This window comes from Wenjunlia vitaminophila DSM 41686, assembly GCF_000380165.1.
GTDB lineage: Bacteria > Actinomycetota > Actinomycetes > Streptomycetales > Streptomycetaceae > Wenjunlia > Wenjunlia vitaminophila.
In genome coordinates this window covers 21580-44989 of sequence record NZ_KB904682.1, presented here as the reverse complement: position 1 = coordinate 44989, position 23410 = coordinate 21580, and the positions used below count along the sequence as shown (strand labels likewise).

At 72.4% G+C, this 23410-nt stretch carries 23 protein-coding genes and 1 pseudogene; 13 read left to right on the top strand and 11 right to left on the bottom strand.

From position 1 onward, the window contains the following. Window positions 1-160: 160 nt before the first annotated feature. Window positions 161-1030: a hypothetical protein gene (locus A3IG_RS30270; protein WP_018385028.1), complete on the bottom strand. Its 870-nt coding sequence runs from the start codon at window positions 1028-1030 to the stop codon at window positions 161-163. 194 nt (window positions 1031-1224) lie between these two features. On the opposite strand from A3IG_RS30270, the gene A3IG_RS0118220 reads away from it, so the two are divergent. From A3IG_RS0118220 to A3IG_RS0118195, 6 genes are read left to right on the top strand one after another with little or no spacing between them, the layout of a single operon-like run. After that, window positions 1225-1719, top strand: coding sequence for an Asp23/Gls24 family envelope stress response protein (locus A3IG_RS0118220; protein WP_018385027.1), 495 nt, complete (start codon window positions 1225-1227; stop codon window positions 1717-1719). Between the two features lie 33 nt (window positions 1720-1752). Then, window positions 1753-2100 (top strand): hypothetical protein, encoded by a 348-nt coding sequence (locus tag A3IG_RS34810; RefSeq protein WP_018385026.1) that lies wholly within the window; start codon window positions 1753-1755, stop codon window positions 2098-2100. A gap of 59 nt (window positions 2101-2159) precedes the next feature. After that, window positions 2160-2342, top strand: coding sequence for a hypothetical protein (locus tag A3IG_RS0118210; protein ID WP_018385025.1), 183 nt, complete (start codon window positions 2160-2162; stop codon window positions 2340-2342). Continuing rightward, window positions 2339-2731 (top strand): Asp23/Gls24 family envelope stress response protein, encoded by a 393-nt coding sequence (locus A3IG_RS0118205; RefSeq protein ID WP_018385024.1) that lies wholly within the window; start codon window positions 2339-2341, stop codon window positions 2729-2731. Before A3IG_RS0118210 ends, A3IG_RS0118205 begins: the two co-directional genes overlap by 4 nt. After that, window positions 2728-3333: a DUF6286 domain-containing protein gene (locus A3IG_RS0118200; protein WP_018385023.1), complete on the top strand. Its 606-nt coding sequence runs from the start codon at window positions 2728-2730 to the stop codon at window positions 3331-3333. Before A3IG_RS0118205 ends, A3IG_RS0118200 begins: the two co-directional genes overlap by 4 nt. Next, on the top strand, window positions 3330-3956 hold the full coding sequence (locus A3IG_RS0118195; protein WP_018385022.1) for a hypothetical protein: 627 nt from the start codon (window positions 3330-3332) through the stop codon (window positions 3954-3956). Before A3IG_RS0118200 ends, A3IG_RS0118195 begins: the two co-directional genes overlap by 4 nt. 7 nt (window positions 3957-3963) lie before the next feature. Here A3IG_RS0118195 and A3IG_RS0118190 read toward each other — a convergent pair whose 3' ends face one another. The 4 genes from A3IG_RS0118190 to A3IG_RS0118175 all read right to left on the bottom strand — a co-directional run bounded on the left by A3IG_RS0118190 (window position 3964) and on the right by A3IG_RS0118175 (window position 8757). Then, complete coding sequence (locus A3IG_RS0118190) at window positions 3964-4725, bottom strand: SDR family oxidoreductase (RefSeq protein ID WP_018385021.1); 762 nt, start codon at window positions 4723-4725, stop codon at window positions 3964-3966. A 10-nt stretch (window positions 4726-4735) separates the two neighbouring features. Beyond that, window positions 4736-6526, bottom strand: coding sequence for a glycoside hydrolase family 15 protein (locus A3IG_RS0118185; protein WP_018385020.1), 1791 nt, complete (start codon window positions 6524-6526; stop codon window positions 4736-4738). Between the two features lie 198 nt (window positions 6527-6724). Continuing rightward, window positions 6725-7597, bottom strand: coding sequence for an SURF1 family cytochrome oxidase biogenesis protein (locus tag A3IG_RS0118180; protein ID WP_018385019.1), 873 nt, complete (start codon window positions 7595-7597; stop codon window positions 6725-6727). 155 nt (window positions 7598-7752) lie between these two features. Further along, window positions 7753-8757, bottom strand: a complete 1005-nt coding sequence (locus A3IG_RS0118175; protein WP_040911851.1) for a DEDDh family exonuclease — start codon at window positions 8755-8757, stop codon at window positions 7753-7755. A 279-nt stretch (window positions 8758-9036) separates the two neighbouring features. Here A3IG_RS0118175 and A3IG_RS0118170 point away from each other — a divergent pair, with 279 nt between their 5' ends. Beyond that, complete coding sequence (locus tag A3IG_RS0118170; RefSeq protein WP_018385017.1) at window positions 9037-9924, top strand: sterol desaturase family protein; 888 nt, start codon at window positions 9037-9039, stop codon at window positions 9922-9924. Beyond that, window positions 9921-10994, top strand: coding sequence for a lysoplasmalogenase family protein (locus A3IG_RS30265; protein ID WP_018385016.1), 1074 nt, complete (start codon window positions 9921-9923; stop codon window positions 10992-10994). Before A3IG_RS0118170 ends, A3IG_RS30265 begins: the two co-directional genes overlap by 4 nt. Before the next feature lie 18 nt (window positions 10995-11012). Here A3IG_RS30265 and A3IG_RS0118160 read toward each other — a convergent pair whose 3' ends face one another. Further along, on the bottom strand, window positions 11013-12557 hold the full coding sequence (locus A3IG_RS0118160; protein WP_026220389.1) for a S8 family peptidase: 1545 nt from the start codon (window positions 12555-12557) through the stop codon (window positions 11013-11015). 596 nt (window positions 12558-13153) lie between these two features. Here A3IG_RS0118160 and A3IG_RS30260 point away from each other — a divergent pair. The 3 genes from A3IG_RS30260 to moaA all read left to right on the top strand — a co-directional run bounded on the left by A3IG_RS30260 (window position 13154) and on the right by moaA (window position 16619). Further along, complete coding sequence (locus A3IG_RS30260; RefSeq protein ID WP_104530792.1) at window positions 13154-13579, top strand: DUF485 domain-containing protein; 426 nt, start codon at window positions 13154-13156, stop codon at window positions 13577-13579. After that, the gene (locus A3IG_RS0118150; protein WP_018385013.1) at window positions 13576-15207 is read left to right on the top strand and encodes a solute symporter family protein; all 1632 of its coding nucleotides are present in this window, start codon (window positions 13576-13578) and stop codon (window positions 15205-15207) included. The genes A3IG_RS30260 and A3IG_RS0118150 overlap by 4 nt, the downstream gene beginning before the upstream one ends. Before the next feature lie 407 nt (window positions 15208-15614). Continuing rightward, the gene (gene moaA, locus A3IG_RS0118145; protein WP_018385012.1) at window positions 15615-16619 is read left to right on the top strand and encodes a GTP 3',8-cyclase MoaA; all 1005 of its coding nucleotides are present in this window, start codon (window positions 15615-15617) and stop codon (window positions 16617-16619) included. Between the two features lie 35 nt (window positions 16620-16654). Here the strand turns inward: moaA and A3IG_RS0118140 are convergent, their stop codons facing one another. The 4 genes and pseudogenes from A3IG_RS0118140 to A3IG_RS0118125 all read right to left on the bottom strand — a co-directional run bounded on the left by A3IG_RS0118140 (window position 16655) and on the right by A3IG_RS0118125 (window position 20933). After that, a complete protein-coding gene (locus tag A3IG_RS0118140; RefSeq protein WP_018385011.1) occupies window positions 16655-16876 on the bottom strand; it encodes a hypothetical protein in 222 nt (73 codons plus the stop codon). A 611-nt stretch (window positions 16877-17487) separates the two neighbouring features. Then, window positions 17488-17749: pseudogene (locus A3IG_RS35280) on the bottom strand (DUF3099 domain-containing protein); the annotation flags it as partial. A gap of 126 nt (window positions 17750-17875) precedes the next feature. Further along, window positions 17876-19282 (bottom strand): metallopeptidase TldD-related protein, encoded by a 1407-nt coding sequence (locus tag A3IG_RS0118130; RefSeq protein WP_018385008.1) that lies wholly within the window; start codon window positions 19280-19282, stop codon window positions 17876-17878. A gap of 124 nt (window positions 19283-19406) precedes the next feature. Continuing rightward, window positions 19407-20933 carry a TldD/PmbA family protein gene (locus tag A3IG_RS0118125; protein ID WP_018385007.1) on the bottom strand — a complete coding sequence of 509 codons (1527 nt, stop codon included), beginning with the start codon at window positions 20931-20933 and terminating at the stop codon, window positions 19407-19409. A 240-nt stretch (window positions 20934-21173) separates the two neighbouring features. On the opposite strand from A3IG_RS0118125, the gene fabG reads away from it, so the two are divergent. Next, complete coding sequence (gene fabG / locus A3IG_RS0118120) at window positions 21174-21893, top strand: 3-oxoacyl-[acyl-carrier-protein] reductase (protein ID WP_018385006.1); 720 nt, start codon at window positions 21174-21176, stop codon at window positions 21891-21893. Between the two features lie 4 nt (window positions 21894-21897). Continuing rightward, on the top strand, window positions 21898-22665 hold the full coding sequence (gene fabI / locus A3IG_RS0118115) for an enoyl-ACP reductase FabI (protein ID WP_018385005.1): 768 nt from the start codon (window positions 21898-21900) through the stop codon (window positions 22663-22665). A gap of 68 nt (window positions 22666-22733) precedes the next feature. Here the strand turns inward: fabI and A3IG_RS0118110 are convergent, their stop codons facing one another. After that, the gene (locus tag A3IG_RS0118110; protein ID WP_018385004.1) at window positions 22734-23399 is read right to left on the bottom strand and encodes a FadR/GntR family transcriptional regulator; all 666 of its coding nucleotides are present in this window, start codon (window positions 23397-23399) and stop codon (window positions 22734-22736) included. Window positions 23400-23410 lie beyond the last annotated feature (11 nt).

Sequence of the window (23410 nt, the reverse complement as noted above, 5' to 3'; positions counted from 1 at the left end):
AATCCCGCCTGGGTCGTGACGCCTGGCACGCACGCTCGCTGCGTTGTCGGGATCGTCCATGTACGCCCAGTACGAGGACGACCCTCCGCCTTGCGATCGCACGCACCAGACGCCGCGACCCCCGCCCTCCGGGCGGACGGCGCTACTTATCAGACAGGCCCTATCCGGTGCTGGTTCCGCCCGTCCCCGAGCCGCCCGCCCCCGTGTCGGGCTCGCGGACCCCGGTGACCACCACGGTGACCGGCACCCGACCCGGGTGGGCGTCCCCGTCCGGCACCGCCGCGGCGACCGGGCCACGGACCGCCCGGGCCACGTCGAGCGGGCGGTGCCCCGGGGCGACCCGGAGGTGCACCAGTACCCCGTCGTCCTCGATCCGGACACCGGGTACCCGGCCCGGGAGCAGACCGCCGAGCCCGGCGTCCAGGCCGGCGACGCCCGGCACCGCGAGCGCCGCACGGGCGGCGCGCCCCTCGGGCCCCGGCCCCGGTCCCTCGTCTCCCCGTCCGACCAGGGCCGCTCCCGCAGTGTCGCCGTCCGCGGGCCCGTCGCCGTCCGGCGTCCCCGGGGCGCCGTGCGGGTCCCCGGGGGAGGGGCGGTCCCGCAGGTTCACCACCGACAGGTCCACCGCGGAGACCCGCAGGCCCACCCAGGTGTCCGCGCCCCGGAGCAGCGCCAGCCGCACCTGGTCGGTGAGGTCGGGCAGGGAACTCCGGTGCAGGGCGTCCAGCGCCACCTCCAGATCGACGCACACCCGGAGCGGGACCCGGGGCGCCGCGCCCGCGGGGACGGGCGCCGCCGAGGGTGGCGGCCCGCCGCCGTCGTCCGGGCGCACCCGCATCCGCGTGACCCACACGCCGTCCACCGCCTCCCCCGCCGCGCGCAGTAGGGAGGCCGCCGCAGCCTCGGCGATCCAGGCGTCGTCCCCGGCCTCGCCCAGGGGAAGGAATTGGCCCAGTCCCACCTGGTACCGCACCGCCGCGGTCAGGCCTCCGGTCGCCCCGTTGGGCTTCGGTCCGGGCTGCTCGCTCACGGGCGCTCCCTCCCACGGCGTCGACGGGTCTGGGGTTCCGGTGGCTGGTGGCACGGTCGCATGGTGCCCATCCTGCCCGGTCCGCCCGGTGTCCGGTCCACTCGAACGGCCGTCGTCGTCCTGCCCAATAACCCGGGCGGTTGTGGGCAGACGACCATAGGGTTGACGCAAGCGCTGGGAAAGGAACTGGGCTCATGACGGACATCGGGTATCGAGGCGGCAACGAGAACCCCACGGCCGAGGCCAGGGAGGGCGCCGGCGAGGGCAAGGCGGTGAGCACCGCCAGGCGCACCCTGGCGGCGCCCGCGGCACGGGGGAAGACGACGATCTCCGACGGAGTGGTGGAGAAGATCGCCGGAATGGCGGCCCGCGACGTGGTCGGTGTGCATGCCATGGGCACCGGTTTCGCACGGACGTTCGGCGCAGTCCGGGATCGGGTGCCCGGCGGCAAGCCCAGCGTCACCCGGGGCGTCAAGGCCGAGGTGGGAGAGGTGCAGACCGCCCTCGACCTGGACATCGTGGTGGACTACGGAGTGGCCATCGCTGATGTGGCACGTGCCGTGCGGGAGAATGTGATCAGCGCGGTCGAACGGATGACCGGTCTTGAGGTCGTGGAGGTCAACATCGCCGTCGGCGACGTCAAGCTCCCCGACGAGGAGGAAGAGGAGCCCGAGCCCCGGATCCAGTAGCGAACCGGGCACGGCCAGGAGGAAGGTGACGGCGTGACGGGCAGGGCGCCCGGCCCCGACGGCACGGCGGAACGAGCCCGCAGGCGCCAGGAGTACCGGGCGTTCGTGCGCGACTGTCACCCCGACCGCGGCGGCGACCCGGAGCTGTTCGTGGCCGGGCTGCGCCACTGGCGGGCGGTGCTCGCCGAGCCGGCCCGGGTCCCCGGCCCGAGCCCGGCCGGGGAGGACCACGCCACCGGCTCCCGGGCGGGTCCCCGTGGCAGGGGGCCGGTACCCGGCGAACCCCGGGTGACCGCCTACCGCCGTGGTTCCTGGCCGGTGCGCTGCGGCAGGGCCCTGGCCGCGGCGCTGCGCCGCAGACGTCGGACCAGGGTGCGGTGACTGGCCACGGCGACCCGCGGGACCATGGACCGCAACGCCGCTGAACACAAGGAGGCACCATGAGCATGGCCGTCATCGGCCTGGTGGTCGGCATGGCCCTGGGATTCGCCGGGTACTTCGGCGGCTTCGGGGCCTTCCTGCTGGTGGCGGCGCTCGGCGCCGTCGGCTTCATCGCTGGTCGCTTCCTCGACGGCGACCTCGAGCCGGGCGACTTCTTCCGTCCCCGCAACCGGCGGCGGTGACGGTGCCGCCCTCCGCCACCGGCGGCCAGGTCCTGGAACGCGTGCCCGCCGCGGATCGCGGAGCCCTCAGGATCGCCGACCGGGTGGTGGCCAAGGTCGCCGGCCAGGCCGCCAGGGAGGCGTTGGACACCACCGCGCAACAGGGCCGGCCGCACACCGGCCGGGCACCGCACGCCTCGGTCGCCGTCCGCGCGGGCAGCGCCCGGATCCGCCTCGCCGTGGAACTCGCCTACCCCTGCGACGTCGCCGCGGTCTGCGCCGCGCTGCGCGGCGAAGTGGTCGAGCGGGTCCGGGTGCTCACCGGCATGGCGGTGCCCGAGGTGACGGTCCAGGTGGAGCGACTGCATCCGAGGGCGGGGCTCGACGAGTCGCAGGGGAGGGCGCAGTGACGCAGACCCAGGTCGTGCCGGCCGCAGAGGCTGAGCGCCCCGAGCCGGCCCCGGTGCGCGGCCCGCACCGGTTCTGGTCCTCGCGGCGGATTCCGTCGGCCGTGGTCGCCGCGGTGGTGCTGGTGGCGTCCGGCGCACTGCTCTACGACACCGTCGCGGTCCACGGCGCCCACCGCAGGGCCGGGCGGTGGCGGCGCGAACTCGCCGACCAACTGGCGTCCCGTCACCTCGACGACCCGTGGGTGCTGCTCGGCGCGGCGGTCGCGGCCGTGCTCGGCCTGTGGCTGTTGTGGCTGGCGCTCAGCCCGGGACTGCGGGCGGTCCTGCCGATGAACACCCCCGCCCCCGCCATGCGGGCCGGCCTCGACCGCAAGGCGGTCGCGCTGGTGCTGCGGGACGACGTGCTGCGGGTGTCCGGGGTGCGTGGGGTCCGAGTGAAGACCGGCCGACGGCGGATCAAGGTCCGCGTCGATGTCCACTTCCGTGATCCCGCGGAGGTGCGCCGGGAACTGGAGGCACTGCTCCCGGGTGAGGTGACCGGGCTCGGCCTGACCCGGCCGCCTCGACTGACCGTGGTCCTGCGGGAGGTGAACGGCGGATGAGCTGGTCCGCACGCACCCTGGTCAACCGGGTGTTGTTGGCCCTGGCCGGTCTGGTGCTGCTCGCCGGAGGGCTGCTGGTGCTGGTGAGCGGCCTGGACCTGGAGCGGCACTGGAACTTCACCCTGCCGTCGTGGTGGCCGCTGGACCGGCCGGACCAGCCGGTGCTGAGCGAGGCCGACCGCACCCGCTACCGGGACGAGGGCTGGTGGTGGCCCGTGGTCTTCACCGCCCTGGGGCTGCTGGTGCTGCTGAGCCTGTGGTGGCTGCTGGCGCAGCTCCACGGCCGTCGGCTCGGCCGGGTCCTGCTCGGTCACTTCGGGGACCCCGACCGGGAGGACGCCGGCTCCGCCTGGCTGCGGGGCCGGGCGCTGGAGGACGCCCTGGAGGTGGAGACCCGCCGGATGGACGGGGTGGACGGGGCGACGGTGACGCTGCACACCCGCCGGGGCGTCCCCGGGGCCAGGATGATCCTCACCCTGGCCCCGCACGCCAGGCCCGCGTCGATCGTGGAACGCCTGCACCACGAGCAGATCGCCGACGCCCGGGCCTCCGTCGGGCTGCCCGTGCTGCCCACGGACGTCAGGCTGCGCGGCGACCGCCACCCGGCCACCCGGGTGGAGTGACGGCCGGTCACCAGCCGCGAGCCGCACCGCCGTCCACCGGGACCATGATCCCGGTCAGGTAGGACGCCGCCGGCGACAGGAGGAAGGCCGCGGTCCGGCCGAACTCCTCCGGGGTTCCGTAGCGGCCCAGCGGGATCAGCGCGCTGAACCTGGCCCTGGCCGCCTCGGCGTCGCCGCTGAGCTCGTCGAGTTCCCGTACCCGGTCGGTGTCGATCCGGGCCGGGAGCAGGCCCACCACGCGGATGCCACGCGGGCCGAGCTCGTCGGCGAGGGTCTTGGCGACCCCGGCGAGGCCCGGGCGCAGCCCGTTGGAGATGGCGAGGCCGGGGATCGGCTGGTGGACCGATGCGGAGAGCACGAAGCCGATCACTCCTCCCGCCTCCAGGGCCGCGGCTGCGGTGCGCGCCATCCGCACCGCGCCGAGGAAGACCTCCTCGAACGCCTCCCGCCACTGGTCGTCCTCGACCGCCGTGGCCGGCCCGGCGGGGGGACCCCCGACGCTGATCAGGATGCCGTCGAAGGAGCCGAAACGGTCCTTCGTGGCGGTGACCAGGCGCTCGGCCGCGCCGCGGTCCGCGTTGTCGGCGGTGATGCCGAACACCCGTTCAGGGACGTCGAGCGCGGCGACCGCTTCGGCCACCGAGGAGTCCTTGCGCCCGGTGATCACGACCTGGGCACCCTCGTCGAGGAGGGTGCGCGCGGTGGCGAGTCCGAGTCCACGGGTGGCACCGGTGATGAGGTAGGTCCGCCCGTACAGTCCGAGATCCATGGGGCTCAGGCTACTGCGCGGGCGTGACTTCGTGGCCGGAGAGTACGCAGGCGGTGTTGATCAGGTCGATGTGGCTGTAGGCCTGGGGGAAGTTGCCGACCTGTTGTCCCGTGACCGGATCCCACTCCTCGGCGAGCAGGCCCACGTCGTTGCGCAGGTCGAGCACCCGTTCGAACAGGTCTCGGCCCGCGGTGTGTTCGCCGATGGTGTGCAGGGCGTTGGCGAGCCAGAACGAGCAGGCGATGAAGGCCCCCTCGGTCCCCGGTACCCCGTCCACCGCGATGTCCACCGGATCGGCGTACCTCCGGACCAACCCGCCGTGCTCCAGCTCGCGGGCGATCGTGGTCACCGTCCCGACCACCCGCGGATCGTCCGGGGGGAGGAACCCCACCCGGGGGATGACCAGGGTGGCCGCGTCCAGCTCGCGGGAGCCGTAGGAACGGGTGAAGGTGCCCCGTTCGGTGTCGTAGCCGCGCGTGCACACCTCGCGGTGGATCTCGTCCCGCAGCGCCCGCCACCGCTTCACCGGCCCCGGGTAGTCCCCCGCCTCGACGGTACGCACCGCGCGGTCCATCGCCACCCAGGCCATCACCTTGGAGTGCACGAAGTGCCGGCGCTCGCACCGGACCTCCCACAGCCCCTCGTCCGGCTGGCGCCAGTTGGACTCCAGGTGGTCGAGCAGGGCGCGCTGGAGGCGCCAGACGTCCACCTCGGCGCCGAGCCCGGCCTGCCGGGCCAGGAACAGCGTGTCCACGACCTGTCCGTAGACGTCGAGCTGGAGCTGCTCGGCAGCGGCGTTGCCGATCCGGACCGGGAACGACCCGGCGTAGCCCGGCAGCCAGTCCAGGGTCATCTCGGGCAGGCGGCGCTCGCCGGCGAGCCCGTACATGATCCGCAGGTCCGCCGGGTCGCCGGCGACCGCCCGCAGCAGCCACTCGCGCCAGGCACCCGCCTCCTCCAGGTAGCCGTTGCGGACCAGGGCGGCCAGGGTCAGCGTGGCGTCCCGGAGCCAGCAGTACCGGTAGTCCCAGTTGCGTTGGCCGCCGATGACCTCGGGCAACGAGGTGGTGGCCGCCGCCACCACACCGCCGGTGGGCCGGTACGTCAGTGCCTTCAGCGTGATCAGGGACCGCACCACGGCCTCCCGCCACGGGCCCCGGTAGGCGCACCCCGCCGCCCACTCGTCCCACACCCGGATCGTGGACGCCAGCGCCGTCTCCGGGTCCTCCGGAGGAGGGCCCGGTTCGTGGGAGGGGTGCCAGATCAGGGTGAACGGCACCCGTTCACCGGCCCGCACGGTGAACTCAGAACGGGTGCGGAAGCCCGCGCTGTGCGTGTGGGAACGCGGGTCGGTGCCGAGCCGGACGGAGTCGGGGCCGGCGATGGCGGTCCAGGAGTGACCGCTGCGGCGCACCCACGGCATGATCCGCCCGTAGTCGAAGCGCAGCCGCACCTCGCTCTCCATCCGGACCTCGCCCCGCAGGCCCTCGACGATGCGGACCAGGTCGGGCAGCTCGTCCCGGTGCGGCATGAAGTCGATGACCTTCACCGAGCCGGTGCTGGTGTTCCAGAACGTCTCCAGGACCAGGGTGTCCCCCCGGTACGCCCGCCGGGTGCAGCCGTGCTCCCCGCAGGGGGCGATCCGCCAGTGACCGTTCTCCTCGTCGCCGAGGAGGGCGGCGAAGCACGCGCCGGAGTCGAACCGGGGCAGGCACAGCCAGTCGATGGAGCCGTCCCTGCTGACCAGGGCAGCCGTGTGCAGGTCCCCGACCAGCGCGTAGTCCTCGATCCGCCATGCCACCGCTTGCGCCCCCTTCCACGACACCGACCCGGGCACGGCCGCCCCTGCCCGGCGTGATACCGGGCAGGGATTCGTCTGCCCGTGTCACGGCCGGGTACTCCTGATCCGTCCCCGGTTCCTGGGGACGGCGGGGTGACGGACAACGGCCCGGGCCTCACCGGGGCGGAGCGGGCCGCCCGTGGTCAGGGCCGGGCATGGTCAGGGTCGGGTCGCCTGGGCGGGCTCGGGCCGCTGGTCGGCGTCGGGCGCGGGGGCCGGGACGGTACCGCCCGGTCCCGCGGCGCCACCGGCGGGCGGCCTGGTGCCGTTCGCCTGGGCCAGCAGGTCCCGGTGTTCCCTCCGGGCCAGGACCACCCAGCCGACCGGGACCATCGCCGTGAACAGCCACCACTGGATGGCGTAGGCGAGGTGGTTGCCGATGCTGGAGTGGTCCGGTCCCGGGACCAGCTCGGGCTGCTCGCCCTTGGGTTGCGGCGAGGTCCCGGACAGCTCGACGTAGCCGCCGACCAGCGGATACGGAAGGCCCCCCGCGAGCAGCTCGCTGTTGATCAACATGATCTGGCGGTCGGGCAGGCCCTGCTTGTTCTTGATGCCGCTGTTCCCCGTGGTCTCGTCCGGCCGCAGCCGGCCGGTGACCGTGACCTCGCCCCGGGGGGCCGGCGGAACGTCCGGGTAGGTGGTGATGTCGTTCCCGGGCGACACCCAGCCGCGGTTGACCAGCAGGGCGTTCCCGTCGTCCATCACCAGGGGCGTGATCACGAAGTAGCCGATGGTGGCCTCGTCCGCAGCGGTCCGCTGGCGCGCCACCACCTCGTGCCTGGTGTCGTAGCGGCCGGTGGCGGTCACCGAGCGCCAGACGCGGTCGCCGGAGACCTCGCGGCCGGGAGCGGTCAGCTCGCCCACCGGGACGGGCCGGGACTTCAGGGTCGCCGCGATCTGGTCGTTGTTCGCCACCCGGTCCTCATGGCGGTGGAACTGCCAGAACCCCAGCTTCACCATGACCGGGATCAGCACCAGGCCCAGCAGGGTGAGCAGCAGCCACCGGCGGGAGAGGAGAAAGCGGTACGACACCCCTCGACGGTACCGCTCCGGGGGACGCCCGACGCGGGCCGGGTACCGCCGCCGAACGGGTCCACTCCGGACACCCCATGCGGGAAGCCGACGGAGCCCCGCGTCGGCCGCCCGCCGTGGCGGGGCGTGTCAGGTACCGCCTGCCGTGGCGGGCGTCAGGTGGGACCGGCCCCCGGCGCCGGGGCCCTGGGCGCGGGGAGCACCGCCTCGAGGAGCGAGACGAAGGTGCGCTCGTCCACCACGGGCGTGCCCACCTCCCGTGCCCGCCGGGCCTTGCCGGTGCCCGAGTCCGGCTCGTTGGTGACCAGCACGCTGGTGAGCCGGCTGATGCTGCGGGACACGTGCAGCCCGGCGGCGGTGGCGCGGTCCTCGAGCTCCTCGCGTTCGATGCCGGTGTCCCCGGAGAACGCCACCCGCATCCCCTGGACCAGCGATCCGCCGGGCCGGAGCCGGCCGGGGTTGGGGTGCGGGCACGGCGGCAGCCGACGCGTCGGCCGCCAGCCCTGCCACGGCGCCGACCCGGCTGCCGACGCCGGCGGGGCGTCCCGTGGCTGGGGCAGCGGGACGTCCAGCGGCCTGCAGGCGAGCAGGGGCAGGCGCAGACCGGCCGCGGCGGCCAGGTGCAGGCTGGGCCGGAACGCCTCGGCGAGCACACGGGCGTCGTCCAGGGCGTGGTGGGCCTGCCGCTGGACGATCCCGTAGTGGGCGGCGAGCGACTCCAGCTTGTGGTTGGGAAGCGGAAGCCCCAGGTCCTTGGCGAGGTGGATGGTGCACAGCCGGGTCCTGACCGGGGGCTGCCGCTCGCTGCGGGCGTACTCCCGGGCCAGCATCGACCAGTCGAACACCGCGTTGTGGGCGACCAGCACCCGACCGGTCAACCGTTCGGTGAGCTCGTCCACGACCTCCCCGAACAGGGGTGCGTCGGCGAGCAGTTCCTCGGTGAGCCCGTGAATCCACACCGGGCCCGGATCGCGCTCCGGGTTGACCGGGGAGTACCAGTGGTCCTGGACGTTCCCCCGGGTGTCCAGCCGGTAGACCGCGGCCGACACGATCCGGTCATGGCGGGCCAGACCAGTGGTCTCCACGTCAACGACCGCGTAACCGTCGGGGTAGGCGGCCGGCCAGGGGCGCCGCGATGCGGCTGCGCTCATGTCCAGCATGGCGTTGAGGATACGGGCCACTTCGGACACCGGTCCGCGGAAGGACCGGTGCTGTCCAGCGCCCGACCAACCGGCGTGCCACCACACAGTGGTGAGGTGGTGTGGGGTGAGGGAGCCTCAGTTGGGCTCGCCCCCACAGGTGCCGAGCGGTGGTCCGCGACCGGACGGGAGTGCCACTGGGGCTCCTGGGGCGCCAGGGACCAACGGGCGCCAGATTTTTCTTACTCACTAGTAACCACATCTGGCCCGGGGCGGGATGCCACGCCTACCCTGCCTGATATGACCGGGTTTCCCAACGTCGTGCTGCTGTCCATACCGGCCTTCGTGCTGCTCACCGCGGTCGAGATCGTCTCCTACCGTTTCCATCCGGACGAGGACGAGCGCGGGTACGCCGTCAAGGACACCGCCACCAGCCTGACCATGGGGCTGGGCAGCATCGGGTTCGACCTGTTGTGGAAGGTGCCGATCGTCGCCGCCTACGCCGGCCTCTACGCACTCACTCCGTTCCGCGTCCCGGTGCTCTGGTGGACCCTGCCGCTGCTCCTGCTGGTCCAGGACTTCTTCTACTACTGGTCCCACCGCGGCCACCACGTGGTCCGCCTGCTGTGGGCCTGCCACGTGGTGCACCACTCCAGCCAGCGGTTCAACCTCTCCACCGCGCTGCGCCAGCCCTGGACCAGCCTCACCACCTGGATCTTCTACGTCCCGGTGGTGCTGGCCGGAGTACACCCCGCAACGCTCGCCTTCTGCTCCTCGGTCAACCTGCTGTACCAGTTCTGGATCCACACCGAACGGATCGACAGGCTCCCCCGACCGGTGGAGTCGGTGTTCAACACTCCGTCCCACCACCGGGTGCACCACGCGTCCCAGGGCGGCTACCTGGACCGGAACTTCGGCGGGATACTGATCGTCTGGGACCGCCTCTTCCGTTCGTTCACTCCCGAGGGCGAACGCTGCGTCTACGGGCTCACCAAGAACATCGCCACCCACAACCCGCTCCGGGTGGCCACCCACGAGTACGCCGCCATCGCCCGCGACGTCCGTGGCACGCGGTCCTGGCGGGAGCGTTGTGGGTATGTCTTCAGGGGACCGGGGTGGCAGCCGGACCAGGCCCCACCGATCAGGCTGCTGCCGCTGATGCCCGCACGACAGGACCCCGCAGCGTGAGATCACCGAAGCCGCACGACCAGCGCCCCACCGGCCCGGGCTCCCCACCCGACAACCGTCCACCGGGCCGCCGGCCCCCTGAAGGACGACCGCTCGGCGAGCGGCCGTCCGACGAACGGTCACCGGACGACCGCTCGTCCCGGCGGGCGGCCACCGACCACCCGCCGGCCGGACCCCCACCCCTGTCCTCCCGCCCCGCCGCCCGTCGCCCCCCGGTGCTCCTGTCGCCGCTCCACCGGTGGTCGGGTCGGCCACGGACGCCCCGGCGGGCCGGTGCGCCCAGGGGAACCGGTGCGCTCGGGCGGATCGGGGGGACCGTCGGGCTGCGCCTCGCCGTCCGGCGCGGCGGGTCGGCCACCGGCCCCCTCAGCGCCGCCCTGCTCGCGGCCTTCGGCGCGGTCAGCGCGCTGCACCTGGCCTCGTTGACCGCCGAGACGGACCTCCTGACCAAGCTCACCAAGCCCGCCCTGATGCCGATGCTGGCCGCCTACGCCGTCGCCCGCGGCGCCTCCCGGCTCCTGGTGGCGGCGTTGCTGCTGAGCTGCGCCGGTGACGTGTTGCTCCAGGTGGGTGCGGACGTGGCGTTCCTGTGCGGGATGGCCTGCTTCGGTGCGGCACACCTGTGCTTCGTCGGGCACTTCGTGCGCGGCGGGGCGCTGTCCTCGCCGGCGCGGGTCCGGGCCGCCGCGACGGCCTACGGCGCCGTCTGGCTGACCGGGATCGCCCTGCTGTGGCCCGACCTCGGAGCCCTGCGGCTGCCGGTCGCCGGCTACGGACTGCTGCTCGCGGCCACCGCGGCCACCGCCGTCGGCCTCGATGTGCGCGCAGCCGTGGGAGGCGCGCTGTTCCTGTTCTCCGACACCCTGATCGCGTTCGACATCGCGGAGTGGCCCCGCCCCCCGATGGCCGGTCTCTGGGTCATGGCGACCTACATCACGGCGGAGTTCCTGCTGGTCATCGGCGCGCTCCGGCGGCCCTGGCCGGCCGGACGGGAGGCCGGACGGGAAAGGGCCGGGCGGGGAGTGGAACCTCCCCGCCCGGCCCGTGGGTCGTCCGCCGCGCCTGGCTGACGGGCGTGACCCGGGGGACTACCGGCGCACCGCGTCCAGCGCGTCAACCAGGCCGTGCCCGTAGAACCCGTTGTACTCCTTGGTGCCCTCGCAGACGGCGTCGGCCTTGCCGTCACCGTTGTAGTCGTACAGCTCCGGGCAGGCCACCGGGTCCGCCTGGGCCTTCATCATCATCTGGAGGACCTTCGGCGAGGCCCAGGGGTGGGTGCTCTTCAGCAGGGCGGCGACACCCGCGGCGTGCGGGCTGGCCATCGAGGTCCCCTGGAGGTAGCCGTACTCGTTGTTCGGCAGGGTGGACAGGATGCGCCCGTCCTCGTAGGGCGCGTCCGGGGCCACCCGGCGGTCGCCGCCGGGCGCGGCGACGTCGATCACGCCGAGGCCGTAGTTGGAGAAGTAGGACTTACCGGTCTTCGCCCCGGTGGCGGAGACGGTGACCACGCCGGGGAGCTGGCCCGGGACGTCGAGGCAGACGCTCGGGTCGATGGTGCGCGACACCGCCTCGCTGTCGTCCGGGCTGGACTCGTCCACCAGCTCGTCGGCGGCGAGGTCGAAGTAGTCGTTGCCCGCGGCGGCCACGTTCAGGACGCCCTTGTGCTGCGCGTAGGCGGCGGCCCGGCCCACCGCCTCGGCGATGGCCTTCTGGTCGGGGTCGCTCGGGCAGTTGAACAGCCACGGGTCCACGTAGTAGCTGTTGTTGGTGACGTCGGCCCCGTGCTCGGCAGCCCAGACGAACCCGCAGACCACGCTCTCGGAGTAGAACAGGCTGTTGCCCGGCTCACTGACCTTGATCGCGGAGACCTTCACCCCGGGAGCGACGCCGGCCACGCCGGTGCCGTTGCGGGGAGCCGCGATGGTGCCCGCGACGTGGGTGCCGTGGTAGTTGCCGTCGGAGTCCGGGAAGGGCCGCCAGGCGCCGTCGGAGGTGTCCGGGGCACCGCCGACGCAGGAGACCGACGAGTCCCGGTCGAAGTTGGCCTTCAGGTCCTCGTGGGTGTCGTCGACGCCGGTGTCGATGACGGCGACGTTCACCTTGCTGCTGCCGGTGGAGATGGCGTGTGCCTTGTCCGCCTTGATGGCGGGCAGGTCCCACTGCAACGGCTCCTTGGGCTCCTGGCCCGCGGTCGCCTGCGCCTCGGCCTCGGCCGACTGCTCGGCGCTCACCATGGTCGGCTTCCCGACCTCGGTGGTCGCCGCGGAGCGGATCGGCACGGTGCGGGTGGAACCGACGGAGGAGATGCCGCGGACGGACCGCATCTCCTGGGCGAACTGCGGGTTGGTGGAGTGCGCGACGACCACGCCTATCTGCGGGTACGACATGACCACGGTGCCGCCGGCCTTCTTGACCGCCTTCTCCGCGAGGTGGATCGCCCCGGAGCCGGTTCTGGTGTTCACCACGTAGCTCATGGTGGGGCCTTCCGCGGCGGCGGTGGCCCGCTCGCCGTCACCGCCGCTGTCCGCGGACGCCGCGCTGACGCCCAGGGGCGTGCACGCCAGGACCGCCGCCGCAACGATGCTCAACGGAACGGTCGCGGCGCGACGCCGACGGGCTGGAACAGCACTCATGGGTTCTCCATTCGCCGAGAAAAGCCTCAACAACGCGTACCGCGCGATCGGGTCGACGGCGGCACAGCGATCGAGTGAAGCTATCGCTGACCAGGCCACCCACTCAATGGTTTCTTGGTCATCTGCGGCAAAATCACGCACCGGCACCACGCGGTGTGACACCGGTGACGAAACCGGACCAGCCGGTTGTCGCCGGGCGACGGTCGCCGAAGGCCGCGCCCCTGCCGAGGAACGTGGGCAGGGGCTCTCCAAGCGGCCGGCGGCGAGCGCACAAGAAGAGGTGCGGCGTGCCCGCGTCTGCCTGACGCTGAGCCAACTCCCGCACCCACCGTGTCAATGCGGCCGAAACCCGCGGGTTCCGTCGAACGGGTGAGTGTCCGGTCGGCGGCGGCGGAGCCGTTCGTCCTGTGGAACGAACCGTTTGGCGCGTGGTGGTGGCGCTTGGGCGGACCGTGGCCCCGTTCCCCCTTCTCCGGGGCTCGCGCACACCCCTAGCATGCGCGGAACCATCTGGTGACGTGACGCGCGTCACGTTGTCACGCGTGCCCGTGTGCCCGTAGCCCGCCCGAGTGCGGGCCCGCCCCCCAGGAGATCGAGTGGATACCGCTCACCGTCCGGTGCCGCCGGACGATCCGTACTCGCAGGTACAAGCCGGCCCCGAGTTCGGTGAACTGCGCCGTTCCTACCGCAGGTTCGCCTTCCCGCTGACCGTCGCGTTCATCTCCTGGTACCTGCTGTACGTGCTGCTGTCCAACTACGCCGGTGACTTCATGGCGAGCACGGTGGTCGGCAACATCAACACGGCGTTCGTGTTCGGGCTCCTCCAGTTCCTGACGACGTTCCTCATCGCCTGGTGGTACGCGCGCCACGCCAACGCCAGGCTGGACCCGCGCGCCGACCTCATCAGGGCGTCGCTGGAGGCGTCGCTGGCGAACCTCGACACCGACACCGGCGGCGGGACGTTCGACGCCGGCACCACCACCAGCACCACCAAGGCGGCCCCGGAGAGTGACGCGCGATGACCGGCCACGCGACCATGACGTACCTCGCCGAGAGCGAGGCCAGCGACCACAGGACACTCATCCTGAGCCTGTTCTCGCTCTTCGTGGTGTCCACCCTGGCGATCACCGTCTGGGCGGGGCGGAAGAGCAAGAGCGCCACCGACTTCTACGCCGGCGGGCGTTCCTTCACCGGCTTCCAGAACGGACTGGCGATCTCCGGCGACTACATGTCGGCGGCCTCCTTCCTGGGCATCGCCGGCGCCATCGCCCTGTACGGGTACGACGGGTTCCTGTACTCCATCGGCTTCCTGGTCGCCTGGTTGGTGGCGTTGCTGCTGGTGGCCGAGCCGTTGCGGAACTCCGGCCGGTTCACCATGGCCGACGTGCTGGCGTTCCGGCTGCGGCAGCGCCCGGTGCGCACCGCCGCCGGTACCTCCACGATCGTGGTGTCGATCTTCTACCTGCTGGCGCAGATGGTCGGCGCGGGCACGCTGGTGGCGCTCCTGCTGGGGATCGACGGGGAGGCCGCCCGCCGCCTGGTCATCGCCCTGGTCGGACTCACCATGGTGGTCTACGTGACCATCGGTGGGATGAAGGGCACCACCTGGGTCCAGATGATCAAAGCGGTGCTGCTGATCAGCGGCACCCTGCTGGTCACCATCCTGGTGCTCAACGAGTTCGACTGGAACGTCTCCACCCTGCTGGGCGCGGCGGCCGACTCCAGCGGCCACGGTGACGCCTTCCTGGAACCCGGGTTGCGCTACGGCAAGGACGGCACCAGCAAACTGGACTTCATCTCGCTCGGTCTGGCCCTGGTCCTGGGCACCGCGGGACTGCCGCACATCCTGGTCCGGTTCTACACCGTGCCCACCGCGCGCGCCGCCCGCACCTCGGTCAACTGGGCCATCGGCATCATCGGGGCCTTCTACCTGATGACCATCGCGCTGGGCTTCGGCGCGGCGGCCATGGTCGGTCCGGATCGGATCACCGAGTCCAACCCCGCGGGCAACACGGCGGCGCCGCTGCTCGCCGAGGCGGTCGGTGGCGGTCCCGACTCCACCGGCGGGGCGATCCTGCTGGCGGTGATCTCCGCGGTGGCCTTCGCCACCATCCTGGCCGTGGTGGCCGGGCTCACCCTCGCCTCCTCGGTGTCGTTCGCCCACGACCTGTGGACCAACGTGATCCGCAAGGGCAAGGCGGGGGAGAAGGAGGAGCTGGCCGTGGCCAAGCTGGCGGCGGTCGGCATCGGCGCCGTCGCCATCGTGCTCGGCATCTTCGCGGACCGGCTGAACACCGCCGCTCTGGTCGCCCTGGCCTTCGCGGTCGCCGCGTCCGCCAACCTGCCGACGATGCTGTACAGCCTGTTCTGGAAGCGGTTCACCACCCAGGGGGCGCTGTGGAGCATCTACGGAGGACTGACCTCCTCGGTGCTCCTGGTCGTCTTCTCCCCGGTGGTCTCAGGAGAGGAGAAGTCCCTGTTCACCGGCGTGGACTTCGCCTGGTTCCCGCTGGAGAACCCGGGCCTGGTCTCCATTCCCCTCGGCTTCCTGCTCGGTTGGATCGCCACCCTGCTGTCCAAGGAGGAGCCCGACGTGAAGAAGTACGCGGAGCTGGAGGTGCGCTCGCTGACCGGAGCCGGCGCGCACTGAGTCACCGGACGTCGCGGCCGGTCGCACCGGCGGCCGGGACGTCCGGCTCGGGGTCGCCCCGGTCCCTACGGCGGTAGGGACCGGGGCGACCCCGCATCGTGGCCACGACGGCATCCCCCAAAAGGCGTTGGCCATGGGTGAGACAGGCTGTTGTGGTATACGCGTTCTGGCGTACTCTGCGGCCAGACACGGGCGCCGGTCACGTCAACCCCTTGCGCACTGGCTGGCGCCCGCGTCCCCTCACGACCCCGAAGAGCCAGGTGTACCTGGTCGATATGTCCGATCCGATGGTGAATGTTCCGTAAGTGTCGCGGGATCGAGACGTGGCACCGGGAAACGACGGGGCAAATGTCGGACGACCGTCCTAATCTTGAGGGCGAAGCGGGCGCGGGCAGCGCCCGCCGCGAATGGAGGTGGACGTCGTTCTCATCGACAGCTTCGGACGCATCGCCACCGACCTGCGGGTCTCCCTGACCGACCGGTGCAACCTCCGCTGCACCTACTGCATGCCCGAAGAAGGGCTCCAGTGGCTGGCCAAGTCCGAGCTCCTCACCGACGAGGAGATCGTCCGGCTGGTCCGGATCGCGGTCACGGAGCTGGGGGTGCGCGAGGTGCGCTTCACCGGAGGTGAACCACTCCTCCGCCCCGGCCTCGTCGGCATCGTCGCCGCCTGCGCCGAGCTGCGGCCCCGCCCCAGGCTGTCCCTGACCACCAACGGCATCGGCCTGGCCCGCAACTCCGCCGCGCTGCGCCAGGCCGGGCTCGACCGGGTCAACGTCTCACTGGACACCCTGCGGCCCGACGTCTTCCAGCGGCTGACCCGCCGCAGGCGGCACGGCGACGTGATCGAGGGCCTGCTGGCGGCCAGGGCCTCAGGACTGGCCCCGGTGAAGGTCAACGCGGTGCTGATGCGCGGGATCAACGACGACGAGGCCGCCGACCTGCTGTCCTGGGCCCTGGCGCACGACTACGAGCTGCGTTTCATCGAGCAGATGCCGCTCGACGCCCAGCACGGCTGGCAGCGCTCGGACATGGTCACCGCCGCGGAGATCCTCCAGCGGCTCACCCAGCGGTTCGACCTCACCCCGGAGCTGGACGACCGGAGGGGCTCCGCCCCGGCGGAACGCTGGCTGGTGGACGGCGGCCCGGCCAGGGTCGGCGTGATCGCCAGCGTGACCCGCCCGTTCTGCCGCGCCTGCGACCGCACCCGACTCACCGCCGACGGCCAGGTCCGCACCTGCCTGTTCGCCCGGGAGGAGTCCGACCTGCGGACGAGTCTGCGGGCCGGAGCCAGCGACGCGGAGATCGCCGAGCTGTGGCGGATCGCCATGTGGGGGAAGAAGGCCGGCAGCGGCCTGGACGATCCCGCCTTCCTCCAGCCCGACCGCCCGATGTCCGCGATCGGCGGCTGAACCGCGGCGTTCGCCGGTGCCGCCGGGCCGGGGGACTACTGCTGTGCCGTCCACTGGGCGAACGGGACCACGTCCTTCAGCATCCCCCGCACCCCGAGGAACGACGACAGGTGCTCACGGTGGCCGGAACAGGCCAGCCAGGTCTTGCGCCGGTCCGGGGTGTGGATCTTGGGATTGTTCCAGGCGAGGACCCACTCGGCCGGTTGACGGCATCCCTTGGCGGAGCAGATCGGCTCCGCTGCCGCACGCTGCGTCACGATCCTCACCTCGGCCAGACATGGGCGACGCCGGGCAGCCACGGGGGGAGCCGCCCGGCGTCGGTCCGTCGCTCCGACGGGGGATACGGAGCGCGTACGAAGTATGGCACGGGCCAGCCCCCGGGGTGCAGCAGAATTCGTTGATTCTCTTGAGCTTTTCTTGAGCATTCAGCGGAATTCGGACGGTGCCCGTCCGGATTGTCGCTGCTCGGACGGTGGAGCGCCGCCGTGACCTGCGTGGCTGCCGACCGGCTGCTCCTCGGCCGACGTGGCCGAATGTACCGGCCCGGCGTCCGCCCCGTCTCCACCCGCCGGCTCGGGGTCAGCGGGGCGTGCTGCGGCACCGGCGTCACCCACTGCGCCCGTGTCGCCTACCACACCTGTGTCGCTCCCGGCACCCGGGTGCCCCTCGCAACCCGTGGACACCACGGTACCCGTGTGGACCACGCGCTCCACGCGCTCCGTGTGTCCCGCGGCTGACTCGGCCGACTGGTCTGACTGCGCCGACTGGTCTGGCTGTTCTGACTGGTCTGGCTGTTCTGACTGGTCCGCCGAAGCGCCGGGGGCGGGGGCGGGGGCCGGCAACTGGCGGCGCAGCAGCGGGGGGAGCACGGTGGTGGGCAACCCCGGGGCGTTCTCCCGACCGGCATTGGCGATCACCACCGCGACGTACGGCAACAGCGCACCCCCGACCAGCGCGGCCCACGCCAACGGACGGGAGACGTTCCACAGCAGCACCGCGAGGAGCACGCACAGGGACCGGACGACCATGGAGATCACATAGCGGCGCTGCCTGCCCCCGACGTCCTCGGTGAGCCCGGTCCTGGCGCCGGTGATCCGGAATACCCCGGGACCTCCGCTCTGCTTCCGCATCCCTCACCGTCCGGTTGCGTCGAAGAACCGGGAGCCGGTCCCGGACTGCTCCACGGTACGCCGGGACCCCGCTCCCATCGAGACCGGGGCGCCCCGCGTGGCGGCCCTCCCACCGGTTCGAGCCGCTCACACCCCCTTGCTCACCGAGCTCATGTTGAAGTCCGGCACCCGCATCGCCGGCATCGCCGCCCGGGTGAAGTAGTCACCCCACTCCCGGGGCAGGGTCCGCTCGGTCCGGCCCACCTCCACCGCCCGGCCCAGCACGTCCACCGGCGACTCGTTGAACCGGAAGTTGTTGACGGCCCCGGTGACCTCGCCGCCCTCCACCAGGTACACCCCGTCCCGGGTGAGCCCGGTGAGCAGCAGCGTCGCCGGGTCCACCTCGCGGATGTACCACAGACAGGTCAGCAGCAGCCCGCGTTCGGTCGCCGCCACCATCTCGTCCAGCGACCTGGTCCCCTCCGGGCTGCGCAGCACCAGGTTGTCCACGCCCGGCCGCACCGGCAGACCGGTCAGGCCCGACGAGTGGCGACTGGTGAGCAGCGCGTTCAACGCCCCGTCCCGAATCCAGTCGGTCCGCTCCAGCGGCAGGCCGTTGTCGAACACCGAGGAGTCGTCACCCGAGGCGTGCGCGATCACGAAGGGCGCCGCCTCGAGGCCCGGCTCCCACGGGTCGCTGCTCAGGGTGAGGGGCAGCGGGGACAGCCGCTCACCGACCCGGGTGCCGCCCCCCGGCTTGCTGAAGACCGTCCGACCCTCCTTGGCGTCCCGCGCGCCCGACGACCAGTACTGGTAGACCAGCAGGTCGGAGACGGCGGTGGGGGGCAGCAGCGTCTCGTACCGACCGGCCGGGAGCTCCACGGCGCGCCGTGCCCACTCCAGCCGCCGGACCAGTTCGTCCTCGAGCGCAACCAGGTCCACGTCGGTGAAGTCGCGGGTGCTGGCGCCGGCCCAGGCCGAGCGCGCCCGGTCCGGGGACTTGGCGTTCAGCTCCACCGACCCGGTCGGCTGGTCGTGGCGCAGCCGCAGCCCCGCGGAGTTCCCCAGGTAGGTGGAGGTCACGGTGTGCTGGGCGAAGCCGTACAGCTCCCGCGGTCCCGCGGCGTCCCCTGCCCTGGCCCTGGCGAACGCCTCGCCCAGGGCGGGGGCGAACGCGGCGAAGACCTCCCCCGACGTCTCGTCCGGCGCGTCCGTGAACGCGGGGCTCCGCGGCACCCCGGAGACCAGCGGCTGGGCGTCCTCGGCCGGCCCGGCGTCCCGGGCGGCGGCCTCCGCGGCGCGCACCAGCGGCTCCAGCTCGTCCGCGGTGACGGCGGAGCGGGAGACCACCCCCGACGCGGTGCCCTGGGCTCCGTCCACCGTCGCCACCACGGTCAGGGTGCGCCCGCGGGTCACGCCGTTGGTGGTCAAGGCGTTGCCTGCCCAGCGCAGGTTGGCGGTGGAGTGCTCGTCGGCGATCACAACGCAGCCGTCGGCGCGGGACAGCTCGAGGGCACGCTCGACGACCTCGTGCGGGGCAACCGGGGAACTCATCTGTCTCCTCTTCCTTCGCTTCTCCGCCGGAGTGACCGCGGCGGGTGGGCTGGTGGCCTGGTGGTCCACGCGCGGCACGTCCGGTACTCGTGGTGCGGCGTGCCGCCGGCAGCGGCGTGCCGGCTCAGGAACGGCCGGACTCCTGCGCCGTGTTGAGGACGTTGACGTCGCTGAAGAGGGCGGAAGGACAGCCGTGGCTCACCGCCGCGATCTGCCCGGGCTGCGCCTTCCCGCAGTTGAACGCCCCACCCAGGACATACGTCTGCGGACCGCCGACCGCCTTGAGCGAACCCCAGAACTGCGGGGTCACCCCCTGGTAGGCGACGTCCCTGAGCTGCCCGGCCAGCCGGCCGTCACGGATCAGGTAGGCCCGCTGCTGGGTGAACTGGAAGTTGTACCGCTGCATGTCGATCGACCAGGACCGGTCCCCGACCAGGTAGAGCCCGCGCTCCACCCCCGAGATCAGCTCCTCGGTGGACGGGCCGTCCGCCGCCGGCCGCAGGGAGACGTTCGCCATCCGCTGCACCGGGACGTGGCCGGGCGAGTCCGCGAAGGCGCAGCCGTTGGACCGTTCGAAGCCCGACCGCCGGGCCATCCCGCGGTCGAGCTGGTAACCCACCAGCACCCCGTCCCGGACCAGGTCCCAGGACTGCCCGGCCACGCCCTCGTCGTCGTAGCCGACGGTGGCCAGACCGTGGTCCACGGTGCGGTCCCCGGTGACGTTCATGAGCTCCGAGCCGTACCGCAGCGTTCCGAGCTGGTCGAAGGTGGCGAAGGAGGTGCCCGCGTACGCCGCCTCGTAACCCAACGCCCGGTCCAGCTCGGTGGCGTGGCCGATGGACTCGTGGATCGTCAGCCACAGGTTCGACGGGTCTATCACCACGTCGTACCTGCCCGGCTCCACGCTGGGCGCGTGGAGCTTCTCGGCGAGCCACCCCGGAATCCGCGCCAGCTCGTCGTCCCAGTCCCAGCCGGTCCCGGTCAGGTACTCCCAGCCGCGCCCGGCCGGTGGCGCACACGTGCGCATCGACTCGAACGCCCCCGACGCGGCGTCCACCGCGACCGCGGTGAGCACGGGGTGCACCCGTACCCGCTGCTGCGTGGTGCTGGTGCCGGCGGTGTCCGCGTAGAACTTGTTCTCCTGCACCGCGAGCAGCGAGGCGTCCACGTGGGACACGTCCCGCGCGGCGAGGAGCCGCTCGCTCCACGCGGTCAGCAGGTCCGTCTTCTCCCGGTCCGGGACGTCGAACGGGTTGACCTCGTACGAGGAGATCCAGGTGGCGTCCGGGTACACCGGTTCGTCGGCCAGCTCCACCCGGTCACCGGAACCCGCGGCCACCGCCACCTGCGCCGACAACCGGGCCATGGCCACCGCCTGTTCGGCGACCCGGGCCGCCGCGTCCGCCGTCAGGTCCACCCCCGAGGCGAACCCCCAGGCTCCCCGGTGCACCACGCGCACCGCGAACCCGGTGTCCGTGGTGTCCGAGGAGCCGGCGAGGTGGGCGTCCCGGAGCCGCCAGGCGGCGCTGCGCACCCGCTCGAAGCGGAAGTCCGCGTGCTCCGCGCCCAGCTCCCGAGCCCGCTGCAACGCGGCGTCGGCGAGCGTGCGCAGGGGATGGGCCAGGAACGCCGGATCGATCTGATGGGGCACAGCGCCTCCGTTCGGTGTCGGGTCGTTCGCAGTGAATCATGACGTGCCGATCGGTCCCGGCCCAGTGGATAACCTCCCGACCGGGCCCGCCGCCGCCCGCCGGGCTTGGTGGAATCCGACAGAGCCGGTCCTGGGGCGCTGTGGGGGCCGGAGTCCTCCTGGTCCCGAGCGGACCGATAGCTTTCGTAGGGTACGTTCCGTGTCCGACGCACGGATTCCCATCAGGACAGGGGTGGACCGTTGAGCCGCTCGGTACTCGTCACCGGAGGCAACAGAGGGATCGGCCTGGCCATCGCCCGTGCCTTCGCGGACGGAGGCGACAAGGTCGCGATCACATACCGCTCGGGTGAGCCGCCGGAGGAACTGACCGCGCTCGGCGTCCTCGGCGTCAAGTGCGACATCACCGACCCCGAGCAGGTGGAGTCGGCCTACAAGGAGGTCGAGGCGAGCCACGGTCCGGTGCAGGTGCTGGTCGCCAACGCGGGCATCACCCGTGACCAGTTGCTCCTGCGGATGTCCGAGGAGGACTTCGAAGCCGTCCTGCAGACCAACCTCACCGGCACCTTCCGCACGGTCAAGCGGGCCTGCCGGGGGATGCTCAGGGCCCGCTCGGGCCGGATCGTCCTGATCTCCTCGGTGGTCGGCCTCAGCGGCGCGGCGGGTCAGGCCAACTACGCCGCCTCCAAGGCCGGTCTGGTCGGGTTCGCCCGCTCCCTGGCCCGTGAGCTCGGCTCGCGGAACATCACCGTCAACGTCATCACCCCCGGCTTCGTCGACACCGCCATGACCCAGGTGGTCGGCGAGGAGCGCAAGGCGGAGATCCTCCGCCAGGTGCCGCTCGGTCGGTACGCGCAGCCCGAGGAGGTGGCCGACGCGGTGCGCTTCCTCGCCTCTGACCAGGCCACGTACATCACCGGAGCCGTCGTTCCCGTCGACGGTGGATTGGGCATGGGGCACTGACATCATGAGTGGACTTCTCAACGGCAAGCGGATTCTGGTCACCGGCGTCCTGTTGGAGTCGTCGATCGCCTTCCACAGCGCCAAACTCGCCCAGGAGCAGGGCGCCGAGGTGGTGCTGACCGGATTCGGACGGCTCAGCCTGGTCGAGCGGATCGCGGCCCGGCTGCCCAAGCCGGCACCGGTGCTGGAACTCGACGTCTCCAACCAGGAGCAGCTCGACAGCCTCGCCGAACGGGTGCGTCAGCACGTGGACGGCCTGGACGGGGTGGTGCACTCCATCGGCTTCGCGCCGCAGGACGCCCTGGGCGGCAACTTCCTCAACACCCCGTGGGACTCGGTGGCCACCGCGCTCCAGGTCTCCGCCTACTCCCTGAAGTCGCTGACCATGGCCGCGCTGCCGCTGATGGAGCAGGGCGGGTCGGTCGTCGGCATGGACTTCGACGCGTCGGTGGCCTGGCCGCAGTACGACTGGATGGGCGTCGCCAAGGCGGCGTTGGCCTCCACCGCCCGTTACCTCGCCCGCGACCTCGGCCCCCGGAACATCCGGGTCAACCTGGTCTCCGCCGGGCCGATCAAGTCGATGGCCGCGAAGTCCATCCCGGGCTTCGACGGGCTGACCAAGGTCTGGGACGAGCGGGCCCCGCTGTCCTGGGACCTCGCCGACCCGGAGCCCCCGGCCCGGGGGGTCGTCGCCCTGCTGTCCGACTGGTTCCCCAAGACCACGGGAGAGATCCTGCACGTGGACGGGGGGGTGCACGCCGTCGGGGCGTGACCGGGACTGTCTGACCGCGAGCCACGCCGGCCCTGCCGGCGTGGCTCGCGCGTTCCCCGGCCGGGGCGTCAGGGGGCGCAGCGGGGGGCGTAGGAGGCGGCCAGCGCGGCGGCCTCCAGCGCGTCCCCGGCCTCGATGGCGATGATCAGTCGCGAGTGGTCCTTGTACTCCGCGGACTCCAGGTCGGTGCCGACGTTCCGGCGCAGGTTGTCCCGGAGCACCTCGCCGAGGTCGGCGTAGAGGGCGGCCAGGACGTCGTTGTGCGACGCGGCCACGACGGCCTGGTGCAGGGTCGCGTCGGCCTGTACGAACGTCTCGGTGTCGCCCGACCTCCAGGCGTCCTCACGCCGGGCGAGTGCGCCGTGCAGGAGTCGCAGGTCGGCGTCGGTGCGGCGGACCGCGGCCAGCCGGGCCCCGGCCGCCTCGAGGGCGCTGCGCAGCTCGCCGACGTGCTGGTGGTCGGCCCCGGCGAACCGGCGTTGCATCACCCCGGCGAGTTCGCTGGTGGCCACCACGTAGGTGCCCGAGCCCTGGCGGATGTCGAGCAGTCCGTTGTGCGCCAGCGCCCTGATCGCCTCCCGGACGGTGTTGCGGGCCACCCCGAGCTGCGCCACCAGCTCCGGCTCGGTGGGGATGCGGGTGCCCACGGGCCACTCGCCCGAGGTGATCTGGTTCCTGAGTTGGGCGATCACCTGGGCGGCGAGCGCCGAGCGGTGGGGCGCGGTCAGCGGCATGTCACTCCCGA

Coding starts and splice junctions, on each gene's coding strand:
- A3IG_RS0118220 (WP_018385027.1), top strand. CDS start 1,225: ATGACGGACATCGGGTATCGAGGCGGCAACGAGAACCCCACGGCCGAG.
- A3IG_RS0118210 (WP_018385025.1), top strand. CDS start 2,160: ATGAGCATGGCCGTCATCGGCCTGGTGGTCGGCATGGCCCTGGGATTC.
- A3IG_RS0118195 (WP_018385022.1), top strand. CDS start 3,330: ATGAGCTGGTCCGCACGCACCCTGGTCAACCGGGTGTTGTTGGCCCTG.
- A3IG_RS0118190 (WP_018385021.1), bottom strand. CDS start 4,725: ATGGATCTCGGACTGTACGGGCGGACCTACCTCATCACCGGTGCCACC.
- A3IG_RS0118175 (WP_040911851.1), bottom strand. CDS start 8,757: ATGCTGGACATGAGCGCAGCCGCATCGCGGCGCCCCTGGCCGGCCGCC.
- A3IG_RS0118170 (WP_018385017.1), top strand. CDS start 9,037: ATGACCGGGTTTCCCAACGTCGTGCTGCTGTCCATACCGGCCTTCGTG.
- A3IG_RS0118160 (WP_026220389.1), bottom strand. CDS start 12,557: ATGAGTGCTGTTCCAGCCCGTCGGCGTCGCGCCGCGACCGTTCCGTTG.
- A3IG_RS0118150 (WP_018385013.1), top strand. CDS start 13,576: ATGACCGGCCACGCGACCATGACGTACCTCGCCGAGAGCGAGGCCAGC.
- moaA (WP_018385012.1), top strand. CDS start 15,615: ATGGAGGTGGACGTCGTTCTCATCGACAGCTTCGGACGCATCGCCACC.
- A3IG_RS0118130 (WP_018385008.1), bottom strand. CDS start 19,282: ATGAGTTCCCCGGTTGCCCCGCACGAGGTCGTCGAGCGTGCCCTCGAG.
- fabI (WP_018385005.1), top strand. CDS start 21,898: ATGAGTGGACTTCTCAACGGCAAGCGGATTCTGGTCACCGGCGTCCTG.
- A3IG_RS0118110 (WP_018385004.1), bottom strand. CDS start 23,399: ATGCCGCTGACCGCGCCCCACCGCTCGGCGCTCGCCGCCCAGGTGATC.